Annotated in this window: 14 protein-coding genes; 8 read left to right on the forward strand and 6 right to left on the reverse strand. The window is 54.2% G+C overall.

Annotated features, from left to right (window positions below; genetic code table 11):
- The first annotated feature begins 51 nt into the window (after nucleotides 1-51).
- Entirely contained in the window at nucleotides 52-570 is a 519-nt protein-coding gene (locus tag J2I47_RS03865) for a hypothetical protein (protein WP_229374266.1), read from the forward strand.
- Here J2I47_RS03865 and J2I47_RS03870 read toward each other — a convergent pair.
- Complete coding sequence (locus tag J2I47_RS03870; RefSeq protein WP_207363247.1) at nucleotides 533-2,074, reverse strand: serine hydrolase domain-containing protein; 1,542 nt, start codon at nucleotides 2,072-2,074, stop codon at nucleotides 533-535. The two genes, J2I47_RS03865 and J2I47_RS03870, sit on opposite strands and share 38 nt — an antisense overlap.
- A gap of 217 nt (nucleotides 2,075-2,291) precedes the next feature.
- Between J2I47_RS03870 and J2I47_RS03875 the strand changes: the two genes are divergently transcribed.
- A complete protein-coding gene (locus J2I47_RS03875; RefSeq protein ID WP_207363248.1) occupies nucleotides 2,292-2,765 on the forward strand; it encodes a methyltransferase family protein in 474 nt (157 codons plus the stop codon).
- 849 nt (nucleotides 2,766-3,614) lie between these two features.
- Here the strand turns inward: J2I47_RS03875 and J2I47_RS03880 are convergent.
- From J2I47_RS03880 to apaG, 3 genes are all read right to left on the reverse strand, one after another.
- A complete protein-coding gene (locus J2I47_RS03880) occupies nucleotides 3,615-4,982 on the reverse strand; it encodes a monooxygenase (RefSeq protein WP_207363249.1) in 1,368 nt (455 codons plus the stop codon).
- Between the two features lie 166 nt (nucleotides 4,983-5,148).
- Nucleotides 5,149-5,925 carry an O-methyltransferase gene (locus J2I47_RS03885; protein ID WP_207363250.1) on the reverse strand — a complete coding sequence of 259 codons (777 nt, stop codon included), beginning with the start codon at nucleotides 5,923-5,925 and terminating at the stop codon, nucleotides 5,149-5,151.
- Between the two features lie 3 nt (nucleotides 5,926-5,928).
- Nucleotides 5,929-6,315, reverse strand: a complete 387-nt coding sequence (gene apaG / locus J2I47_RS03890) for a Co2+/Mg2+ efflux facilitator ApaG/CorD (RefSeq protein WP_207363251.1) — start codon at nucleotides 6,313-6,315, stop codon at nucleotides 5,929-5,931.
- Between the two features lie 166 nt (nucleotides 6,316-6,481).
- On the opposite strand from apaG, the gene ung reads away from it, so the two are divergent.
- The 5 genes from ung (at nucleotide 6,482) to J2I47_RS03915 (ending at nucleotide 14,804) form a co-directional block, all read left to right on the forward strand.
- Nucleotides 6,482-7,147: a uracil-DNA glycosylase gene (ung, locus tag J2I47_RS03895; RefSeq protein ID WP_207363252.1), complete on the forward strand. Its 666-nt coding sequence runs from the start codon at nucleotides 6,482-6,484 to the stop codon at nucleotides 7,145-7,147.
- Nucleotides 7,148-7,403: 256 nt separating this feature from the next.
- Entirely contained in the window at nucleotides 7,404-10,580 is a 3,177-nt protein-coding gene (locus tag J2I47_RS03900) for a SusC/RagA family TonB-linked outer membrane protein (protein ID WP_207363253.1), read from the forward strand.
- A gap of 133 nt (nucleotides 10,581-10,713) precedes the next feature.
- Nucleotides 10,714-12,321: a RagB/SusD family nutrient uptake outer membrane protein gene (locus tag J2I47_RS03905; protein ID WP_229374267.1), complete on the forward strand. Its 1,608-nt coding sequence runs from the start codon at nucleotides 10,714-10,716 to the stop codon at nucleotides 12,319-12,321.
- Nucleotides 12,322-12,477: 156 nt separating this feature from the next.
- Nucleotides 12,478-13,332 carry a methylated-DNA--[protein]-cysteine S-methyltransferase gene (locus J2I47_RS03910; RefSeq protein ID WP_207363254.1) on the forward strand — a complete coding sequence of 285 codons (855 nt, stop codon included), beginning with the start codon at nucleotides 12,478-12,480 and terminating at the stop codon, nucleotides 13,330-13,332.
- 23 nt (nucleotides 13,333-13,355) lie between these two features.
- Nucleotides 13,356-14,804 carry a pyridoxal phosphate-dependent decarboxylase family protein gene (locus J2I47_RS03915; RefSeq protein WP_207363255.1) on the forward strand — a complete coding sequence of 483 codons (1,449 nt, stop codon included), beginning with the start codon at nucleotides 13,356-13,358 and terminating at the stop codon, nucleotides 14,802-14,804.
- 64 nt (nucleotides 14,805-14,868) lie between these two features.
- On the opposite strand, the gene recR is transcribed toward J2I47_RS03915, so the two are convergent.
- Together recR and J2I47_RS03925 are read right to left on the reverse strand one after the other, a co-directional pair.
- A complete protein-coding gene (gene recR / locus J2I47_RS03920) occupies nucleotides 14,869-15,486 on the reverse strand; it encodes a recombination mediator RecR (RefSeq protein ID WP_207363256.1) in 618 nt (205 codons plus the stop codon).
- Nucleotides 15,487-15,595: 109 nt separating this feature from the next.
- Complete coding sequence (locus J2I47_RS03925; RefSeq protein ID WP_207363257.1) at nucleotides 15,596-15,874, reverse strand: ATP-dependent Clp protease adaptor ClpS; 279 nt, start codon at nucleotides 15,872-15,874, stop codon at nucleotides 15,596-15,598.
- Nucleotides 15,875-15,978: 104 nt separating this feature from the next.
- On the opposite strand from J2I47_RS03925, the gene J2I47_RS03930 reads away from it, so the two are divergent.
- Nucleotides 15,979-17,487 carry a sodium:solute symporter gene (locus tag J2I47_RS03930; protein ID WP_207363258.1) on the forward strand — a complete coding sequence of 503 codons (1,509 nt, stop codon included), beginning with the start codon at nucleotides 15,979-15,981 and terminating at the stop codon, nucleotides 17,485-17,487.
- The last annotated feature ends 43 nt before the right edge of the window (nucleotides 17,488-17,530 follow it).

A 17,530-nucleotide genomic window follows, 5' to 3' on the forward strand; every position in this document is an offset into this window, starting at 1 on the left:
GGCAAATAAGCAATCTTCCTAAGTTGATTCAACTTTCCTGTCACCCTGAGCTTGTCGAAGGGCACGACGCGCGAAGCCAGCCCGCGCGAAGCCACGCTACAACGCGGAGCCACACACAGCGTCAAGCGCAAAGCCACACTAGGCAACATGACCACAAAAGACCAAGCTCTCCTGGCCCTGCGCCCTCAGATTGATACCGAACCGACGGTGGAACAGTCGCCGGAAGCATTCCAGAACGGGACGTTGCGTTCTATCCTGAAACTACACAACGACCTGTTTACTAGCCTGTTTCGGAACTACCTCGTCAAGCGAAAACAGGGTGGTCCCGATGGCAGGTTTGCCCGCATCACCCAACCCGAACAGGTAGCCTACATCGACCACACGATTCGCACTGATCAAAAATTTAAAAACCTGCTGGTTGGCACCGTCGTGGGTCAGTTTACTACTGCCGAACTATCCGCTTTTCTGGCCGACGAAGCCGAGCTAACCCGACGCATCGTAGGGATGATTATTGACCGCTTAAGCAGTCAGCTTACTTTGTTGATTCGCGCAGATCAAGCTGCTGAATAAGCGCGTTGCGTTCGGGCGTGAGGGTGAAAAACACGTCGACGGTGCCACGCTCGCCTGTGATCTGGAACGTGCCCCGGAGATTGTTTTCGGGCACCATCTCGCTCACGCGCACCACCCGGCCGATCTTGCCGAACAGGGCTGCCAATGCCTTCTGCCGCAGGGGTAGCGGCGTATCGGGAAAGAAGTTTTCGGCAAAAATTCCACTGGCATCGGCCCCGTTGAAGGTGGGCAGCAACTGCAACAGTTCCGCCTGTCGTTGCCGCAAAATGGCCGATACAACCACTGGACGCGGTTTTAGGCCAGCCAGCGTAATTAGGGTGTCGAGGGCGGCGGTGTTCAGGCCACGCGGCCCGGCGTAGGTGAGGCTGGCGCAGGCTACCACCCCAATACCATAATCGGGCAGGATTTGCCACTCACTGCCGTAGCCGGGCAGGCCTCCGCTATGGCCCACACTCACCCGCCCGTCGCTGTCGCGGGTCCAGCCAAGGCCGTAGGCGTAGCTGCCGGTTTGTGCTACCGTCCGGCCCGACGGGTATTTGTAGGCGCCATTCAGGCCCCGAAAATTCCACGGTTGCTGCATTTCGCGGAGGGAACTGCGCTTTACGGGGCCGGTTTCAGGTTCAGAGCGGGCTGGCCAGGCGCTTAGGTGCAGGGCCATGTACTTGCCAAAATCCTCGACGGTGGTGATCAGTCCGCCCATCGCGCCCCACGACCCATCGGCCAGTGGAACTTCGGGCAACCACTGTTCCTCCTGCCAGCGGTAGCCCGTTACAAACCGATTTGGGTCGGCCTGCCGGTAATCCCATATTGTGCTGTTCATACCCAGCGGACGCAGGATATTTTGCGTAATGTATTGCTGGTAAGGCTGTTGTGCTACGTTGGTAATGATCCGGCCCAGCAGCGTGAAGCCCAGATTTGCGTATTCATAAGCCACACCCGGCACATTGGAAAGCGACACGCCGCCTTTCAGAAACTGGGTAAACTCGGCTTCGGAATCGGCGAGCTGGCGGTCGCCCCAGGGGTTATCTTCGGGAAAGCCCGCCGCGTGGGTGAGCAGGTGCCGGACCGTTATGGGCGGCGCATCGGAGGTAAGCGGTGTGAGGCTCCGCAGTTCAGGTACGTAGGTGAAGGCGGGGTCGTCGAGGCGGAGTTTACCCTCGTCGCGCAGCTTCAAAATGGCCATCGCCGTCAGGCTTTTGGTCATCGACGCGATCCTGAACTGCGACTGTGCCGTGGCAGGCGTCTTACTTGTCAGGTTATTTACCCCCGCACCCGATCCAAAAATCAGTTGCCCATCCATTACCACGCCAAAGCCAAGCCCTGGAATGTGGCGTTGCGCAGCATAGTCGCGGTATAGTTTCTCCACCACCGGCAGAGCAGCCCGTACCCGCGCGATGCGGTCGGCGGGAGAGGGGGCCGGGGAAGGGGTAGGGGCGGGGAGTTGAGCGTGGGTGGCGGTGGTGATTGCCAGGCCAAGAACCGTACACAGGAACGAGCGTTTCATGCTGCAAAATAGCACCGAGTAACGGCAAGTAGTCGAATGTGTTAGAGGAACACCCAGCGCTCGCTTTCTGCTGGCCCGTTCCGGCATGACATTCGAGTAAGATTGTTATAGTGAAAAGATAGCCGATACATAAAAACTTCTTCGATACGGACACCGATTTTGGCTACTTGCTGATCAGGAGACACCTTTTGTAAAGACATCCATTAAAGAAATAAGTATGGAAGCTGAGAAAGATAATCCAGGCGTTTACGTCCCGCCACCCCTATTATATGTATTGACTTTTTTGGTGGCCGTGTTTATTCAAAAAAAGGTATCCATCAATGATGTATTATTTCATCATCAGTGGATAAAAATTATTGGCGTAGTTTTGCTAATAATAGCTTCGTTTTTCTTGGTCAGTAGTTTAAGGCAATTTTTTAATAGTAAAAATACAGTTATTACAATGAAGTCGGCAACTTCCCTTCAAACTACTGGTATTTATAACTTTACCCGAAATCCTATGTATGTTGGTTTAGCTATTGTTTACCTGAGCGTGAGTTGTTTTATTGGCAACTGGTGGAATATAATTCTTTTTCCATTTCTTCTGTTACTCGTTCAGGTATATATTATTAAACGTGAGGAAAGCTATCTAACACGAAAGTTTGGGCAAGAATACCTCGCTTACAAGGCAAAGGTAAGAAGGTGGCTTTAATAATACATAAAACTGATTTGTACAAAATAAAAAATTACGGAAGGATATCGTTTCTTCTGCTATTTTATGCAAGCGCACTTGCATTGCCAAAAAAGACTAAAATTCGTCAACCAGATATGAGAACTCCTTTAAGGTCAAGCTCGTAGTTATCACTCCAACAAGGATTGTTGTTAGCCAAGGAATCAGAGGCGATCTTTTAGATGATGAAGCGATAGTGTAACCCGTATTAAAACGGTGAAGGCCTATTAACAGTCCAATCAACTCGATAGTAATGATGAGCAGCATTAATGAGTATAATGGGGTCATATCCTGGTTAGGGCGGGTAATGCTGTAAAAGAATCGTCTCGGAATAAATAAACCATTGATAACGTAATGCACCCAGGCTAAAAAATGTGGTATAAAGTAGCAAGCGAAAGTATTGACGGACAAATAGATGGTGGTGTGTTTAATGATTTTTGCTTGTTTTCTTTCTTCAGACGATAAGGGCTTCATCATACTATTTTAACGAGACATGTGAAATTCCAATGTTAGCGTGCTGTCTACTTGTGAGGTTATGAATCAACAAATGTACTACTATTTTCTACCGATGTTACGGCACGCTGTGCCTAAAATAGGCAACCTGACACGCAATTGGTGCGCTAAAATTGCTATCTTATAGCTTGGGTTAATTCAAGTTGATCAATACTATAAAACGCAGTTACTGATTCGTAGTTCATTTAATATAATGCTATTATTAGCATACCGCATCGGTAGAGTCCCTGTTGGACCAATTCCCCTAGATCCAGCGTTGTAATCAATAAAGGCAAATCTAACAGGGAGAGCATAGGAGGATTATCGCCAGCGGACCAATTAATTGATCTCGTAATAATACCCGAAGATGATGCCCATTTCGTCTTCGCTGGTAAGACCGAAATTGACTGTCTTGGCCGTGGTGTTGTTATACGTAATTTCCGAAATAAGGCCCTCGCCTTTAGCGAGCAGAATAGGTGTTTTGAAATTGATAATGTCGGGATGTTCCCAATCGGTGGTTGTGTAGACCACTTCACCGTCGCGGGCACCACCCTTAATTTTAATCACAAATTTTACGCCCAGCTTGTGCATGTGCGACGTGAGCGTGAGCACCTGCATGTCTTTGGCAACGAGAAACGTTTTGGTAAATGTTTTGGTCGTGCCCGCCGGAATACTCAGGCTTGTATTCCCCATGTTCAGCGTCTTCACCACCTTGGTTACCGCTGCTTTGGGGGTGGTATAGAAATTCATGTACGCTTCGCCCTTCGTAACGGCCGTGGTCTTGTTTACGTAATGCACGTTCAGATCCACCGTTGCGTTGGCGGGAATGAGCAGGGCGGCACCCTCCGGAAAGGAATAATCATTGGTGGCTGATTGGCTACCGGCCAGATAGACATGGTTCGACATCTGAAGCGCCGTCAGCAGGTTCAGGGTGCCGTCGGGATTGCGCAGGTCGCGGATGGTGTTCATCGGCGGGGCCAGCGACTTGTTCTCGAAATCGTAGGCCAGAAAATGGTGGCTGCCCGAGCGCATGTTCACCGTAAACCGATTTACATAAATGTCTTCGGTGTTGCCTACTGCCTGCCGGGTGAATAGCTCCCGCTCGAAATTGGGGGCTATATCGAATGCCTCTACTTTTAGCTGAAAACCAGTCCCCTTAGCAGGAGCAGCGGGTGGTGTAAATAGGCTTGTAGTACTCGTAGAAGGTGTTTTGTCGTCGAGCAGGGCCGGATCAACGTAGCTTGTTGTTGGCAGTGCGCCCCCTTCAATCCAGCGGCGCACGAACTCGATCTGGCCCACCGTCAGTGGGGTGCCGCCCAGGGGCATGGCGTTGCCGTAGACTTTGCCCGCGTGGTGGCTGGCGTCAGGGTTGAGTTTATGAAACAACAGACTCTCCAGCGAGGCAAATGGCTTCACCCGCTTGTGACCGTCGGCCAGCGACAGCGCATTTTTCGGCGCCACATTCACCAGATTCGCAAAGGCTAAGCCTTTGGCCAACACCAGGCCATGCTGCTTAAAACTCGCGTCGGCCTCCGAGGCGTGGCAACCCGCCGTAGCACAGGTGGGTGTTAGAATACGGTCCTGCATCAGCGCAAACGAATCCGTACCGGTGCTTGTCGGCGTGACCGTGTCGGCTACCTGACGCTGGCAAGCCCCCAGCAGTAGCATAATACCCGACGTGGCGTATACTAAATGACGAATGGTCATATTTGAATAAGTAATCTGTGCGGAAAGCCCTTCCTGATTAGCAATCCCTAATTTACGAACAACGTATTTATACTACGTATTCGTGCTGTCGACGAGGCACAAGCCTGCATCGACAAGCCGTAGTGGAGAGCGTTAGAATCAGGATGCAAAACGCAGCGGTGCGTCACTAAAACTGCAGGATAAAGTGCTGTTCGGGTTGTTCGCGGCGGAAGAAAACCAGGCCTACGCCAAACAGGTCTATGGTGACGCGGGTGGCGGGGTGGGCCTGAATGGCCGCCCAGGCCCGTTCCATGTCGGCCGACCAGTGGATGTCGTCGAAGACAAACAGGGAATCGTTGTGCGCTTTGGTCAACGCGGTTTCGAAGTAGGCGAGGGTGGGTTCGTAGCGATGGTTGGCGTCGAAAAAGACCAGATCAAGCGAGGTTAAATTGACTAAGCGGCTGGCTAATGTCTGGTCTAAATTGCCCTCCACAATCTCGACCGGCGGGCAGTGGAGCTGCGTCAGGTGCTGCCGGGCCAGGCTGGCGATGCTGGGGCACCCCTCAAAGGAGATCAGTTGGCCCCCCGTTTCGGCTACGGCCTGCGCCAGGTAGGCGGTGGTCAGGCCCAGCGACGTGCCGAGTTCCAGCACGGTTCTGGCCTGCATGTGCCGCACCAGTCGGTACAGCAATTGGGCGTAACGGGGAGATTTCTGCGCCGCGCGCGCTATGTCGGCTACCGAACGTACCGTGCCGTTGCGGGTACGCGAGCCGGCACCATAGTCCGTAACCTGTATTGTTTCGGATGAACGGTACAGGGCTTTGCGCAAGGCTTCAATCTGAGCCGTGGCGGCCGGCTTGGCGCGACTACGGATGGCCTGTGTATAGAGTGAATAGACGAACGGCGAGTGCAGGGCGTGTTCGTCGCGGGCTTGCCAGAGATGGCGGAGATACGCAGCGATCAAGTACTAATTCAACTGAAAAGGCACCACCATCGTGAATTCGGGCACCTGAATACGAAATTGTTTGCCGTCGATCAACCGCTCGACGAGATAGGTGCCTACCATCTTGCCCATGCTGGCGTGGAGGTTACAGCCCGACACATACTCGTGGCGTTCGCCGGGTTCGAGCACGGGTTGCAGGCCCACTACGCCTTCGCCCTCGGTTTCGCGTACCAGGCCGTTGGCGTCATGGATAAACCAGTGGCGGCGCAGAATCTGAATCGTATGTTCACCCACATTTTCAATGGCAATGCGGTACGTAAATACATAATGTGCCTGCATCGGACTGGAATAGTCGTGCTGGTATTCTGTCTTTACACTCACCTTTACGCCCTCTGTGACAGCCGTGATCATGTTAATGAATCGATTTTGACAACCTTGCAACGTAAAATAGGTTGATAAGATTGGTATTCCAATCGGGACACCGCCAACTTTTTTTCCTGACGAAAGTCAACCACTAACACCCAACTACATACGGAGAAAGCCGCTTTGCCGGTTTTCCTCTCCGGCCCCTCGTATTATGAACGTCATCATCGCCGATTCCTGGAAACCCTATCTTCAAGCTGAGTTCGACAAACCTTATTTCCCGAAACTGGCCGAATTTCTTCGGCAGGAATATACCACACAACGTGTATTTCCGCCGGGCAAATTAATTTTCAATGCGTTTGATAAATGCTCGTTCGATGAGGCGCGGGTAGTGATTCTGGGGCAGGACCCCTATCACGGTGAGGGGCAGGCCAACGGGCTGGCTTTTTCGGTAGCGGAGGGCATTACCAAACCACCGTCGCTGATTAATATATTTAAAGAGATTCAGGATGATCTGGGCAAGCCCGTTCCGAAGTCGGGCAACCTGGAGCGCTGGGCCGAACAGGGCGTGATGCTGCTTAACTCAACGCTTACAGTGCGTGCCGGTCAGGCCGGGTCACACCAGGGCAAGGGCTGGGAAACCTTCACCGACGCGGTGATCAAATTGATCTCGGAACGGAAAGAAAACGTTGTTTTCATGCTTTGGGGGGCCTATGCCCAAAAGAAGGGAGCCGTCATTGACGAATCGAAGCACCTGGTGTTGAAAGCCAAACACCCCTCACCCATGGCAGCACAGTGGGGCGGCTGGTTTGGCAACAAGCATTTTAGCCAGGCCAACGACTACCTCACCAGCAAGGGTTTACAACCCATTGAGTGGTAAAAATAAATCCATTAACTCATAAAAAAAGAGCCGTATGGTACGGCTCTTTTTTTATGAGTTAAAATGCTTACTATAAAAATTGAATATCAATAAAATACTTAAGTGTTATTAGTCATAATTTTTATTTTTCCAACAGTTCATAGGTAATAAATAGACCGTTATGTACTTTCGTGCCCTCAAAAAATTTTAATTCGTTTTTAAGTCTAATGACCAGTCGTTTGAACGCTTCAGACAAACAAAAACCAAACAAATGTTTATGAGAAAATCATATTTACAAAGCTTTGTAACACTCCACGGTGTGCTGCTCTGTTGGCTGCTCTCGGTGGCTGTTGCACAAGCGCAACGCGTTACCGGTCGGGTAACCTCACAGGAAGATGGCTCGGCCCTGCCGGGCGTAAGTGTGGTGGTGAAAGGCTCACAGCGCGGTACCACCACCGATGCCACGGGTAATTACAGCCTTGAAACAAACGGCGGTCAGGTGCTGCTGTTCAGCTTCATCGGCTATGGCTCGCGCGAAATCATCGTGGGCAATCAGAGCATCATCGACGTGACGCTTACGTCTGACCAGCGGGTACTGAATGAGGTGGTCGTAATTGGCTACGGTTCAACCAACCGGGCGCGCACCACGTCGTCGATTTCGACGGTGAACGGAGCGGCTATTTCGCAGCTGGTAACGCCCAGCTTCGACCAGCAGCTGGCAGGTCGGGCCGCCGGTGTGCAGGTGACGGTGCCGTCGGGAATTTTGGGTCAGGCGCCGCGCATTCGTATTCGCGGTACCAACTCGATCACGTCGGGAGCCTCGCCGCTGGTGGTGGTCGATGGAGTACCCATCAACACGGGTAACCAAAGCGGGGTGACAAACACCAACCCGCTGGCCGACATCAACCCGCAGGATATTGAAACGTATGACGTGCTAAAAGACGGTGCGGCCACGGCTATTTACGGTTCACGGGCGGCCAACGGCGTGATCCTGATTACAACCAAAAAAGGCCGTCAGGGTGCCGTACGGGTTAATTTGAACGTAACGGGCGGCATCACCAACCCCAGCTCACGGTTCAATCTGCTCAACCCGGCGCAGTTTGTGGAGATTCAGAATGAGAAGATTCTCAACGCCGACCCAACCGCGCAACCACAGGCTGTGCTGGGCGACGTAACCACTAACTGGCAGGACTATATCTTCCGCACGGGGTCTTCGCAGGACTATAACCTGAACGTGTCGGGTGCCAACGAAAAGAGCCGGTACTATTTCTCGCTGGGCTTCAATAACATCGTCGGGTCAATTAAACCCAACGAGCAGCGCCGGTATTCGTTTACTACCAACTTCGACCACACGATGAACAAGTTTCTGCAGGTGGGCGCGAAAGTGCAGGTAGCACAAACGAGCAACAACGGCCTCAATACAGGTACTAACGCCCTGTCGGGTAACGTATCAGCGGCGGCGCGGTTGTTCCCCAATACACCCATTTTCGACGCCAACAACCCAACGGGCTACAATATCTCGTCGGACGGGGCGGTGCTGGGTCGCGGGCCAAACCTGCGGAACATCGACAACAACTACACGAACATTGCCTTTGCGATTGATAACAACCTGTTCCGGGCCACAACCAACCGTATTCTGGCCAACGCCTTTGCGCAGGTGAATATCACCGACTGGCTGAACATCCGGTCGCAGATTGGTACAGACTACACCAACCTGCGCGATTTTCTGTCGTATGACCCTCGTCACGGCGATGGTCGTGGGTCAAACGGTATCATCAGCCAGACCTCGCGTGAGGTGGCCCGCTGGAACTGGCAGAACGTGTTGACCTTGAACCGCGACTTTGGGCAGCACAACATCTTGCTGACCCTGGGTAACGAGTACCAGAAGACAAACTACGCCTCATTTACGGCCGGTGGCAGCAATTTCTCGGATCGTTTCTTCCTGACCAACGGGCTGATCTCTGGTTCGTATTCTACCCAGACCTCGAGCGGTAGCTTCACACCGGAAGGCTTCGATTCGTACTTCGCGCGGTTGCTGTATTCGTATAACGACAAGTACCTGGCCAGCTTCAGCATCCGGAATGATGGTATTTCGTCATTACCCATTGCCAACCGTCGCGGTACGTTTATGGGTGGCTCACTGGGCTACCGGCTTTCGCAGGAAGATTTCTACAAGCGGTCTGGCGTAGGCCGGACGTTGAACGACCTGAAATTCCGGGTTAGCCTGGCGCAGGTAGGTAACGTCGATATCGGCTCATTCCCCTACGTAGGTACGTTCGGTGCGTCGCAGTACGCCAGCCAGAACGGTATCGGCTACGTGCAGGCGGGTAACCCCGATCTGCGGTGGGAGTCGTCGACGAAGTTTGGCGCGGGTATCGATTTTGGTTTGCTCAACAACCAGATCACGGGTAGCGTTGATTATTTCAACAACGCCATCGACGGCCTGATTCTGGCGGCCCCCACGGCCCCGTCGCTGGGTATTCCCAACAACTCGATCAGCCGGAACGTAGGGTCGATGTATAACCGCGGTTATGAGCTGTCGCTGAACATTGCAGCCATCAACAAAGACAATTTCCGCTGGAATGTGGGCCTGAACTTCTCGACGATTCAAAACCGGATTACGGGCCTGAACAAAGACCAGAATGGAGTAGATCAGCCCATCAACTTCACGTACACCATCAACCGTGTGGGTAGCCCCATCAGTGCTATCTATGGCTACCAGTATGCCGGGGTGAACCCCAACAATGGTAATGCACTGTACGTGAAAGGAAATGGCCAGCTGGTACAACGCAATGCCTCGGGTGCCTATTCGTTCTACGACGTTGCAGCACCGGGTAATTTCAGTGCGGTGGCCGGGGCAGCCCTCAGCTCGCAGGACGTTTCGACGCTCGATGCCAACGGTAATATCATCGGCGACCGTCGGATTCTGGGCAATACCAACCCCACCTATTTTGGCGGTATCACCAACTCATTTACCTACAAAGGTTTTGATCTTGAGGTGTTTATCCGGTATTCGGGTGGCAACAAGATCATGAACGTGACGCGTCAGGAGACCCTGCTCAACCAGGATTTCAACAACAACGGTACCGAGATCCTGAGCCGCTGGCGGAAGGAGGGCGACATCACAACGGTGCCCCGCATGGTGCTCAACGCGGGCAACGTGATCAACTTCACCGGGCAGGCTATCAGCCGGTTTGTGGAGTCGGGTGATTTCGTGCGCATCCAGAACATCTCGCTGGGCTACAACCTGCCCAAGAGCCTGTTTGGTACGGGGCAGTACATACGTAGCGTGCGGGTGTTTGCCCAGATGCAGAATGCGTTTACGTTCACCAAGTACACGGGTCTCGATCCCGAGCTGAACGCCAACGGTGATACCAACAGCCAATTCGGGATCGACTTCAACACGAACCCACAGATTCGGTTCGTCAACTTCGGCGCGAACATCGGTTTTTAACCTTTAACAGACGACACTGGATACGGGATAATGGCTGTTGGATGCTGGACTACTGCCCAAAGAGTTGTTTTGGGTCTAACGTCTACTGTCCAACATCTACTATCCGGTATCCAGCCTCTAACTACCAAGACATATGATTCGCAATTCACATAAATACATGCTGTTGAGCCTGGGTTTGTGGTTGGGTTCGTGCCAGGTTAACGACCTGCAACCCCAAACTGCCCTGTCGGAAACAACGGCTTTTCAAACCCCTGAGCGGCTGGAACTAACCGTGGCCGGGGTCTATGACGGTGCCCAGTCGGGCTTCTACAACGGTAGCCTGACAACGGGCGTGGTGCGGGGCTATCCCTTCGGCGCGGCGCATCTGGAGCAGGGCGACATGCGGGGTGAAGACATGGTCAGCGTGCAGGCGTTCTATGCCGTCACCTACCGGAGCACCTACGATGCTTCTTCGCCCAACAACGGCTTCTTCTGGCAGACGACCTACGCCATGATCAACCGCGCCAACGTGGTGCTGGCCGGTCTGGAAACGGCCAAGCCGACGGCTGCGCTGACGCAGGCGCAAATTGATGCTTACAAAGGCGAAATGCGTTTTCTGCGCGCCCTGGGGCATCATTACCTGCTGGTATTTTTTGCCCGTCCCTTTGGTGATAACCCCACCGCTGCCAACGGTGGTATTCCGTACCGGACGCAGCCTGTTACGGGCGGCGCCACGGTGGATCAGGTGGTGCAACAGGGCCGCAACACGGTATCTGAGTGCTACGATAAGCTGATCGAAGATCTGAATTACGCCGAGTCAGTATTGCCGGCTACCCGCACCAACAAGATCACGCGGGCCACGCAGGGTGCCGCTATTGCCCTGAAAATGCGGGTACGGTTGCACCAGAACAACTGGGCCGAGGTAATCAAGGAAGGCAACAAACTTGTTCCAGCAACGGGAGCGCTGACCAGCCCCATTGGTGCTTACCAACTCACGGCCTCGCCCCTGGGTGCGTTTGGAGCCGGTAATAAGAACAATACGGAGTCGATCTTCTCGATTGAAAACAACGACGTAGACAATGGAGGTGTCAACGGTGCTCCCGCGTCTATGTATAACGCGTCGGGCGTGGGTGGCCGGGGTATCATTGCCATCAGCCCCATCCTGTGGAATCAGCCGTTCTTCCCCGCTACGGATTTGCGGAAGTCGGCGGCGGCCGTAGCCTCTGACGCCCCATCGGCGGCAGGTCGCGGGGGCAATTTCAGCCGGAAATACGTCGACGTGGTAAACCGTTCAGACAATGCGCCCATCATTCGGTATGCCGAAGTGCTGCTGACGATGGCCGAGGCGCTGGCCCGGACAACACCCTCTGACCCGCGTGCGCTAACCCTGCTGAGTGCCGTGCGCAACCGCGCCAATACGGATGCGGCTAGCCAGTACACCGCCGCCAGCTTCGCTACCGGTACCGATCTGGTGCGGGCGATCATCAACGAACGCCGCCCCGAATTCCTGGCCGAAGGCATGCGCTGGCTGGACATTCACCGGCTGTCGACAGATGCCACCTACCGGCAGGCAACGGGTATACCGGCAAAAGCGAACAACACCATTCTAAACTTCGCGCCGCTGTACACTAACAACCCGGCCACGACGTTCGCGCTGTTGCCTGCTATTGCCTACACAGACCGGCTGTTTGTGTGGCCGCTGCCGCAGGAAGAAATCCTGAACAACCCCGTGCTGAGCAAGCAGCAGAATCCGGGTTATTAAGTAAAAGAAGTTTGTCTTGAAAAGGCTTCCTACATCTGTGGGGAGCCTTTTTTGTGTTTGTTGTTGGCTATAGCCAACAACTTACCAATACCGCAAGAATCGGGTTGATCGCGGTGGGGGAAACGGCGACTTTTGAGGGTATCAACTAGCGCAATGATGACTACGGCTTCCCCCTACACCTATGCCCAGATTGCCGAGGCTATCGAACACCTGGCGGCCAATTTCCAGCAACAGCCTTCGCTGACTGATCTGGCCGATCGGGCCAACCTCAGCGAGTACCATTTCCAGCGGCTGTTTACCGAATGGGCAGGGGTTAGCCCCAAGAAATTTGGCCAGTATCTTACCCTCGACTACGCCAAGAAACAACTCCGCGCGGGGCAGTCGCTGCTTCACACCGCTCAAGATGCGGGCCTGTCGGGGACGGGGCGGCTGCATGATCTGTTTGTAACCATCGAGGGCGTCACGCCGGGACAGTACAAGCAGGCCGGGGCGGGTATGACGCTTACCTACGGACAATTCGTGAGCCGGTTTGGACCGTATGTGCTGGGGGCTATCGACGGTAAAGTCGCGGTGCTCCAGTTTCTGTCTGAAACCGATTTACCCGAAGCCATCGTGCAACAGACCTGGCCCAACGCCACGCTTGTGCATGACCCTGCCGCCCTGCAACCTCTGGCCGATGCTGCGTTTGCCAACTCCTTAAACAGCTATAAGACAGGTAGCTTACCTACCATGTCGGTGATGATGCGCGGGTCGGCGTTTCAATTGAAAGTATGGGAGGCACTGCTGAACATACCGGAGGGTGCGCTGGTGAGTTACGACCAGATTGCCCAGGCCATTGGGCAGCCTTCGGCATCGCGGGCGGTGGGCACGGCCATTGGCCAAAACCCCATTGGCTACCTGATTCCGTGCCACCGGGTGATCAAAAAAACGGGTCTTTTTGGCGGCTACCGCTGGGGTGTGGCCCGCAAACAGGCTATGCTCGGTTGGGAAGCGGCTCAGTGTTTCGGGTAGAAATAGTACCTTGCCAACTGCTTATGAATACCCTGAAAAAAACCCTTTCGCTTGATCCCGACAATTGGAACGACCTGCGCGCCCTGGGCCACCGCATGGTCGACGATATGTTCGACTACCTGCAACAGATTGGCGAACAACCCGCCTGGAAAGCGCCCACCGACGACGTAAAGGCCCATTTGGCGCAGCCGCTACCTCTTGAAGGCCAACCTGCCGAAGCCGTTTATGCCGAGTTTTTGCGGTACATCCTGCCCTACAACAACGGCAACATTCACCCCCGGTTTTTTTCGTGGGTACAAACCACCGGTACACCCCTGGGCATGCTGGCGTCGGGCATGACGCCCAATGTGACCATCGGCGACCACGCGGCCATGTACGTTGATAAGCAGGTAATTGACTGGTGTAAAGCCCTGATGAATTTTCCCGAAAACGCCAGCGGTATGCTCGTCAGCGGGGCCACCATGGCAAACCTCACCAGCTTGCTTGTAGCACGCCATACGGCCGACCGTGACCGGATCAGACGGTATGGTGTACGCGGAACCGATCGACCGCTGGTGCTGTATGCGTCGGCCGAAACGCACAGCTGTGTTCAGAAAGCTGTCGAGGTAATGGGCCTGGGCAGCGAGGCCCTGCGCAAGGTGCCCGTAAACGCCAGTTACCAGCTGGATGATACGGCCCTGCAATCAATGATCGAAGCTGATTTGGCGGCGGGCCTACACCCGTTCTGCGTAGTGGGCAACGCCGGCACCGTCAACACCGGGGCCATTGACCCGCTCGATGCCATCGCCGACCTCTGCCAGCAGTACAACCTCTGGTTTCATGTCGACGGGGCGTTTGGTGCCCTGGCTAAACTCGTGCCTGCCTACGCCCATTCACTCGCGGCCATCGAACGGGCCGACAGCGTGGCATTCGATTTGCACAAGTGGCTGTCCATGCCGTATGAAGTGGGTTGCGCCCTCATCCGCAACGCCGACCTGCACCGCGACGCCTTTGCCATGACACCGACGTATCTGGCCCGGCATGAGCGTGGGCTGGCCGGTGGCCCCGATTCGCTCAGCAATTATGGCATCGAACTGTCGCGCGGGTTTAAGGCACTGAAAGTCTGGATGAGCTTTAAGACGTTCGGTGTTGACCGACTCGGCGCGGTCATTGCCCAGAACATCGAGCAGGCGCAGTACCTGGCGCAACGAATCAATGATGAACCGCAACTCGAACTGTTGGCTCCTGCGCCAATGAACATTGTCTGCTACCGGTTCAACCCCCGCGATGGCCGAGACACCGACGCGTTGAATGCGCTAAACAAGGAAATCCTGATGCGTCTTCACGAGCAAGGTATCGCTACTCCCTCATACACCTTGCTTGGTGGCCGGTACGCCATCCGCGTCGCGCACGTAAACCACCGCACCCAATTGGCCGACCTGGACATACTGGTGGAGGGTTCAATACGAATTGGAGGAGAACTTATCAGGTAACCGTTAGTCATAAAAAGATCCTCAGTTTACGCTGAGGGTCTTTTTATGACTAACTGGACGGCCGTTACTCGTACACCACGCGGCTGAGGATACTCCGGCCCAGGGTGACTTCATCGGCGTATTCGAGGTCGCCACCGATGGGAATACCACGGGCGATGGTCGAAATACGGAGGTTAAACGGGCGGAGTTTCTTTTGCAGATAAAACGCCGTGGTGTCGCCCTCCATCGTGGGGCTGAGCGCCAGAATAATTTCCTTCACCGGTTCGTCGGCCTGAATGTTGTTGGCCAGCCGGTGAATCAGTGATTCGATGTGCAGGTCGGAGGGGCCAATGCCTTCGACGGGCGAAATAATGCCCCCCAACACGTGGTAGAGGCCTTTATACTGCGCCGTATTCTCCACCGCCAGCACGTCGCGGGTATCTTCCACTACGCAAATAATGGACCCGTCGCGGCGGGGGTTGGCGCAGATCGTGCAGAGATCGTCGTCGGAGAGGTTGTGGCAACGCTGGCAGTATTTAACCTTCGTGCGCATAGCTGTCAGGGACTGCGCCAGCGTCTGGGTTTGTTCTTCGTCGCGTTTCAGCAGGTGCAACACCAGCCGCAGGGCAGTTTTCTTACCAATGCCCGGCAGCTTCGACACCTCCGTTACCGCATCTTCAATTAGCTTCGAGGGGAACTCCAAAGGATTTATGATTTGGGATTTCGGATTTCGGATTGTGGAACTCGAACGAGAAACTACCTGGTAACATGGCAGTCTGGCAAATCCGAAATCCGCAATCCCCAATCCGCAATCAGTTCATGACTTCCGCTGAGATGCCGCGGCGGCAGATCTCGTTGCGCAGGGGGACCAACTCCTCGAAACCGCCATTCTTGACGGTGCATTTGCCTTTGTAATGAATCAAAAGCGTGCACTGCTCAGCCTGTTCGGGCGTGTGCTCGCAAACCTCCATCAGCGTGTCGATGACGTACTCGAATGTATTCACTTCGTCGTTGAAGACCACCAGGTTGTACACCTCCGTCTCCACTACTTCGTCCAGTACCTCTACCTCGGGTTGAAAAAACGGCGTCATAACAGCGCAGCTAGTTGATTGATTCTTGGCAAATTTATGGAAATTTGGCCGGTTAATGCCCGTTAAAATAACCCCATACAGGGCTTAAAAGTTGCCCTTTTTCAATGAATTCCACCATCGCACTGGTCATCCTGATCGCCTATTTCGCTATGCTTATCGGGGTGTCGTACTACACCTCACGCGGGGCCGACACCAACACGTTTTTCACCGCCAACCGACAGTCGCCCTGGTACCTGGTGGCCTTCGCCATGATCGGCACGTCGCTCTCCGGCGTCACGTTCATTTCAGTGCCGGGGGCCGTAGGAGGCATCTTCAAAGGCTTCGAGGGCTACAAAGGCTTCTTCTACTTTCAGGTGGTGCTGGGCTACATCGTGGGCTACTATGTCATTGCCACCGTGCTCATGCCACTCTACTACCGCATGAACCTGATTTCGATCTACGGCTACCTCGAAAAGCGCTTCGGTTTCTGGTCGTACAAGACGGGGGCGGGGTTCTTTCTGCTGGCCCGCACGGTGGGGTCGGCGGTGCGGCTGTATGTGGCGGCAGGCGTGCTGCAACTGGCCATCTTCAACGACCTCGGCGTGCCGTTTGAAGTGTCGGTGGCCATCACCATTCTGCTTATCTGGCTATACACCTTCAAGGGTGGCGTGAAAACGATCATCATCACCGACACCCTCCAGACCACGTTTCTGGTAACGGCCGTGGCGCTCACCATTATACTGATTGCCAAGGAGTTGAAGCTCGATTTTGGGCAGGTGAGCGCGGCTATCAAAAACGGCCCGTATTCGCAGATCTTCTATTTCGATAATTTCAACGACCCGCGTAATTTCTTCAAGCAGTTCATTTCGGGGGCGTTCATTGCCATTGTCATGACCGGGCTGGATCAGGACCTGATGCAGAAAAACCTGACCTGCAAAAACATCGGCGAGGCCCAGAAAAACATGTTCTGGTTTACCATCACGCTCACCGTAGTTAACTTCATGTTCCTCTGCCTGGGCGCGTTGCTTTACCTCTACGCCAACACCGAAGGCATTGCCATCCCCGCCAAAACCGACGACCTATACCCCATGCTGGCGCTAAACCATTTTGGTCCAATTGTGGGCATTACCTTCCTGCTGGGTATCACCGCCGCCACCTACGCCTCGTCTGATTCGGCCCTGACAGCCCTGACAACCTCATTTTGTGTAGACTTCATGAACGTAGAAAACAAGCCCGAAGTAGACCGGGCGCGGATCAAACACCGGGTTCACATTGGTTTCTCGGTGCTGTTCTGGGTGGTGATCGTCATTTTCAAACGGCTCAGCAGCGGCGACGTCATCACGGCCGTCTTTGACCTGGCGGGCTATACGTATGGACCACTGCTGGGCCTATATGCGTTTGGCCTGTTCAACCGCCGCCCCGTGCGCGACCGCTGGGTACCGCTGGTTTGCCTTGCCTCGCCGTTTTTTACCTACTGGGTCAATAGCCACTCGCAGCAGTGGTTCAATGGCTACGTTTTCAGCTTTGAGCGGCTGTTACTCAATGGGTTGTTTACCTACGTAGGCCTGTGGGCGCTGTCTGGCCCGGCAGTTGAAGGACAGGTGGCCGTAGGACGACACAGTAAGGTTGCTTAACTTTTTCTGGAGTGACCCGTTAGTTACACATTGGTAGCCCTGG

Origin of the sequence: Fibrella rubiginis, assembly GCF_017353185.1 — a bacterium.
Taxonomy (GTDB): Bacteria; Bacteroidota; Bacteroidia; order Cytophagales; family Spirosomataceae; genus Fibrella; species Fibrella rubiginis.

What these genes read in the sequence shown, in the direction of transcription:
- J2I47_RS03915 (WP_207363255.1), top strand. Translation starts at nt 13,356, where the DNA reads ATGAATACCCTGAAAAAAACCCTTTCGCTTGATCCCGACAATTGGAAC.
- apaG (WP_207363251.1), bottom strand. Translation starts at nt 6,315, where the DNA reads ATGATCACGGCTGTCACAGAGGGCGTAAAGGTGAGTGTAAAGACAGAA.
- J2I47_RS03870 (WP_207363247.1), bottom strand. Translation starts at nt 2,074, where the DNA reads ATGAAACGCTCGTTCCTGTGTACGGTTCTTGGCCTGGCAATCACCACC.
- J2I47_RS03900 (WP_207363253.1), top strand. Translation starts at nt 7,404, where the DNA reads ATGAGAAAATCATATTTACAAAGCTTTGTAACACTCCACGGTGTGCTG.
- J2I47_RS03875 (WP_207363248.1), top strand. Translation starts at nt 2,292, where the DNA reads ATGGAAGCTGAGAAAGATAATCCAGGCGTTTACGTCCCGCCACCCCTA.
- ung (WP_207363252.1), top strand. Translation starts at nt 6,482, where the DNA reads ATGAACGTCATCATCGCCGATTCCTGGAAACCCTATCTTCAAGCTGAG.
- J2I47_RS03905 (WP_229374267.1), top strand. Translation starts at nt 10,714, where the DNA reads ATGATTCGCAATTCACATAAATACATGCTGTTGAGCCTGGGTTTGTGG.
- J2I47_RS03910 (WP_207363254.1), top strand. Translation starts at nt 12,478, where the DNA reads ATGACTACGGCTTCCCCCTACACCTATGCCCAGATTGCCGAGGCTATC.
- J2I47_RS03930 (WP_207363258.1), top strand. Translation starts at nt 15,979, where the DNA reads ATGAATTCCACCATCGCACTGGTCATCCTGATCGCCTATTTCGCTATG.
- J2I47_RS03925 (WP_207363257.1), bottom strand. Translation starts at nt 15,874, where the DNA reads ATGACGCCGTTTTTTCAACCCGAGGTAGAGGTACTGGACGAAGTAGTG.
- J2I47_RS03880 (WP_207363249.1), bottom strand. Translation starts at nt 4,982, where the DNA reads ATGACCATTCGTCATTTAGTATACGCCACGTCGGGTATTATGCTACTG.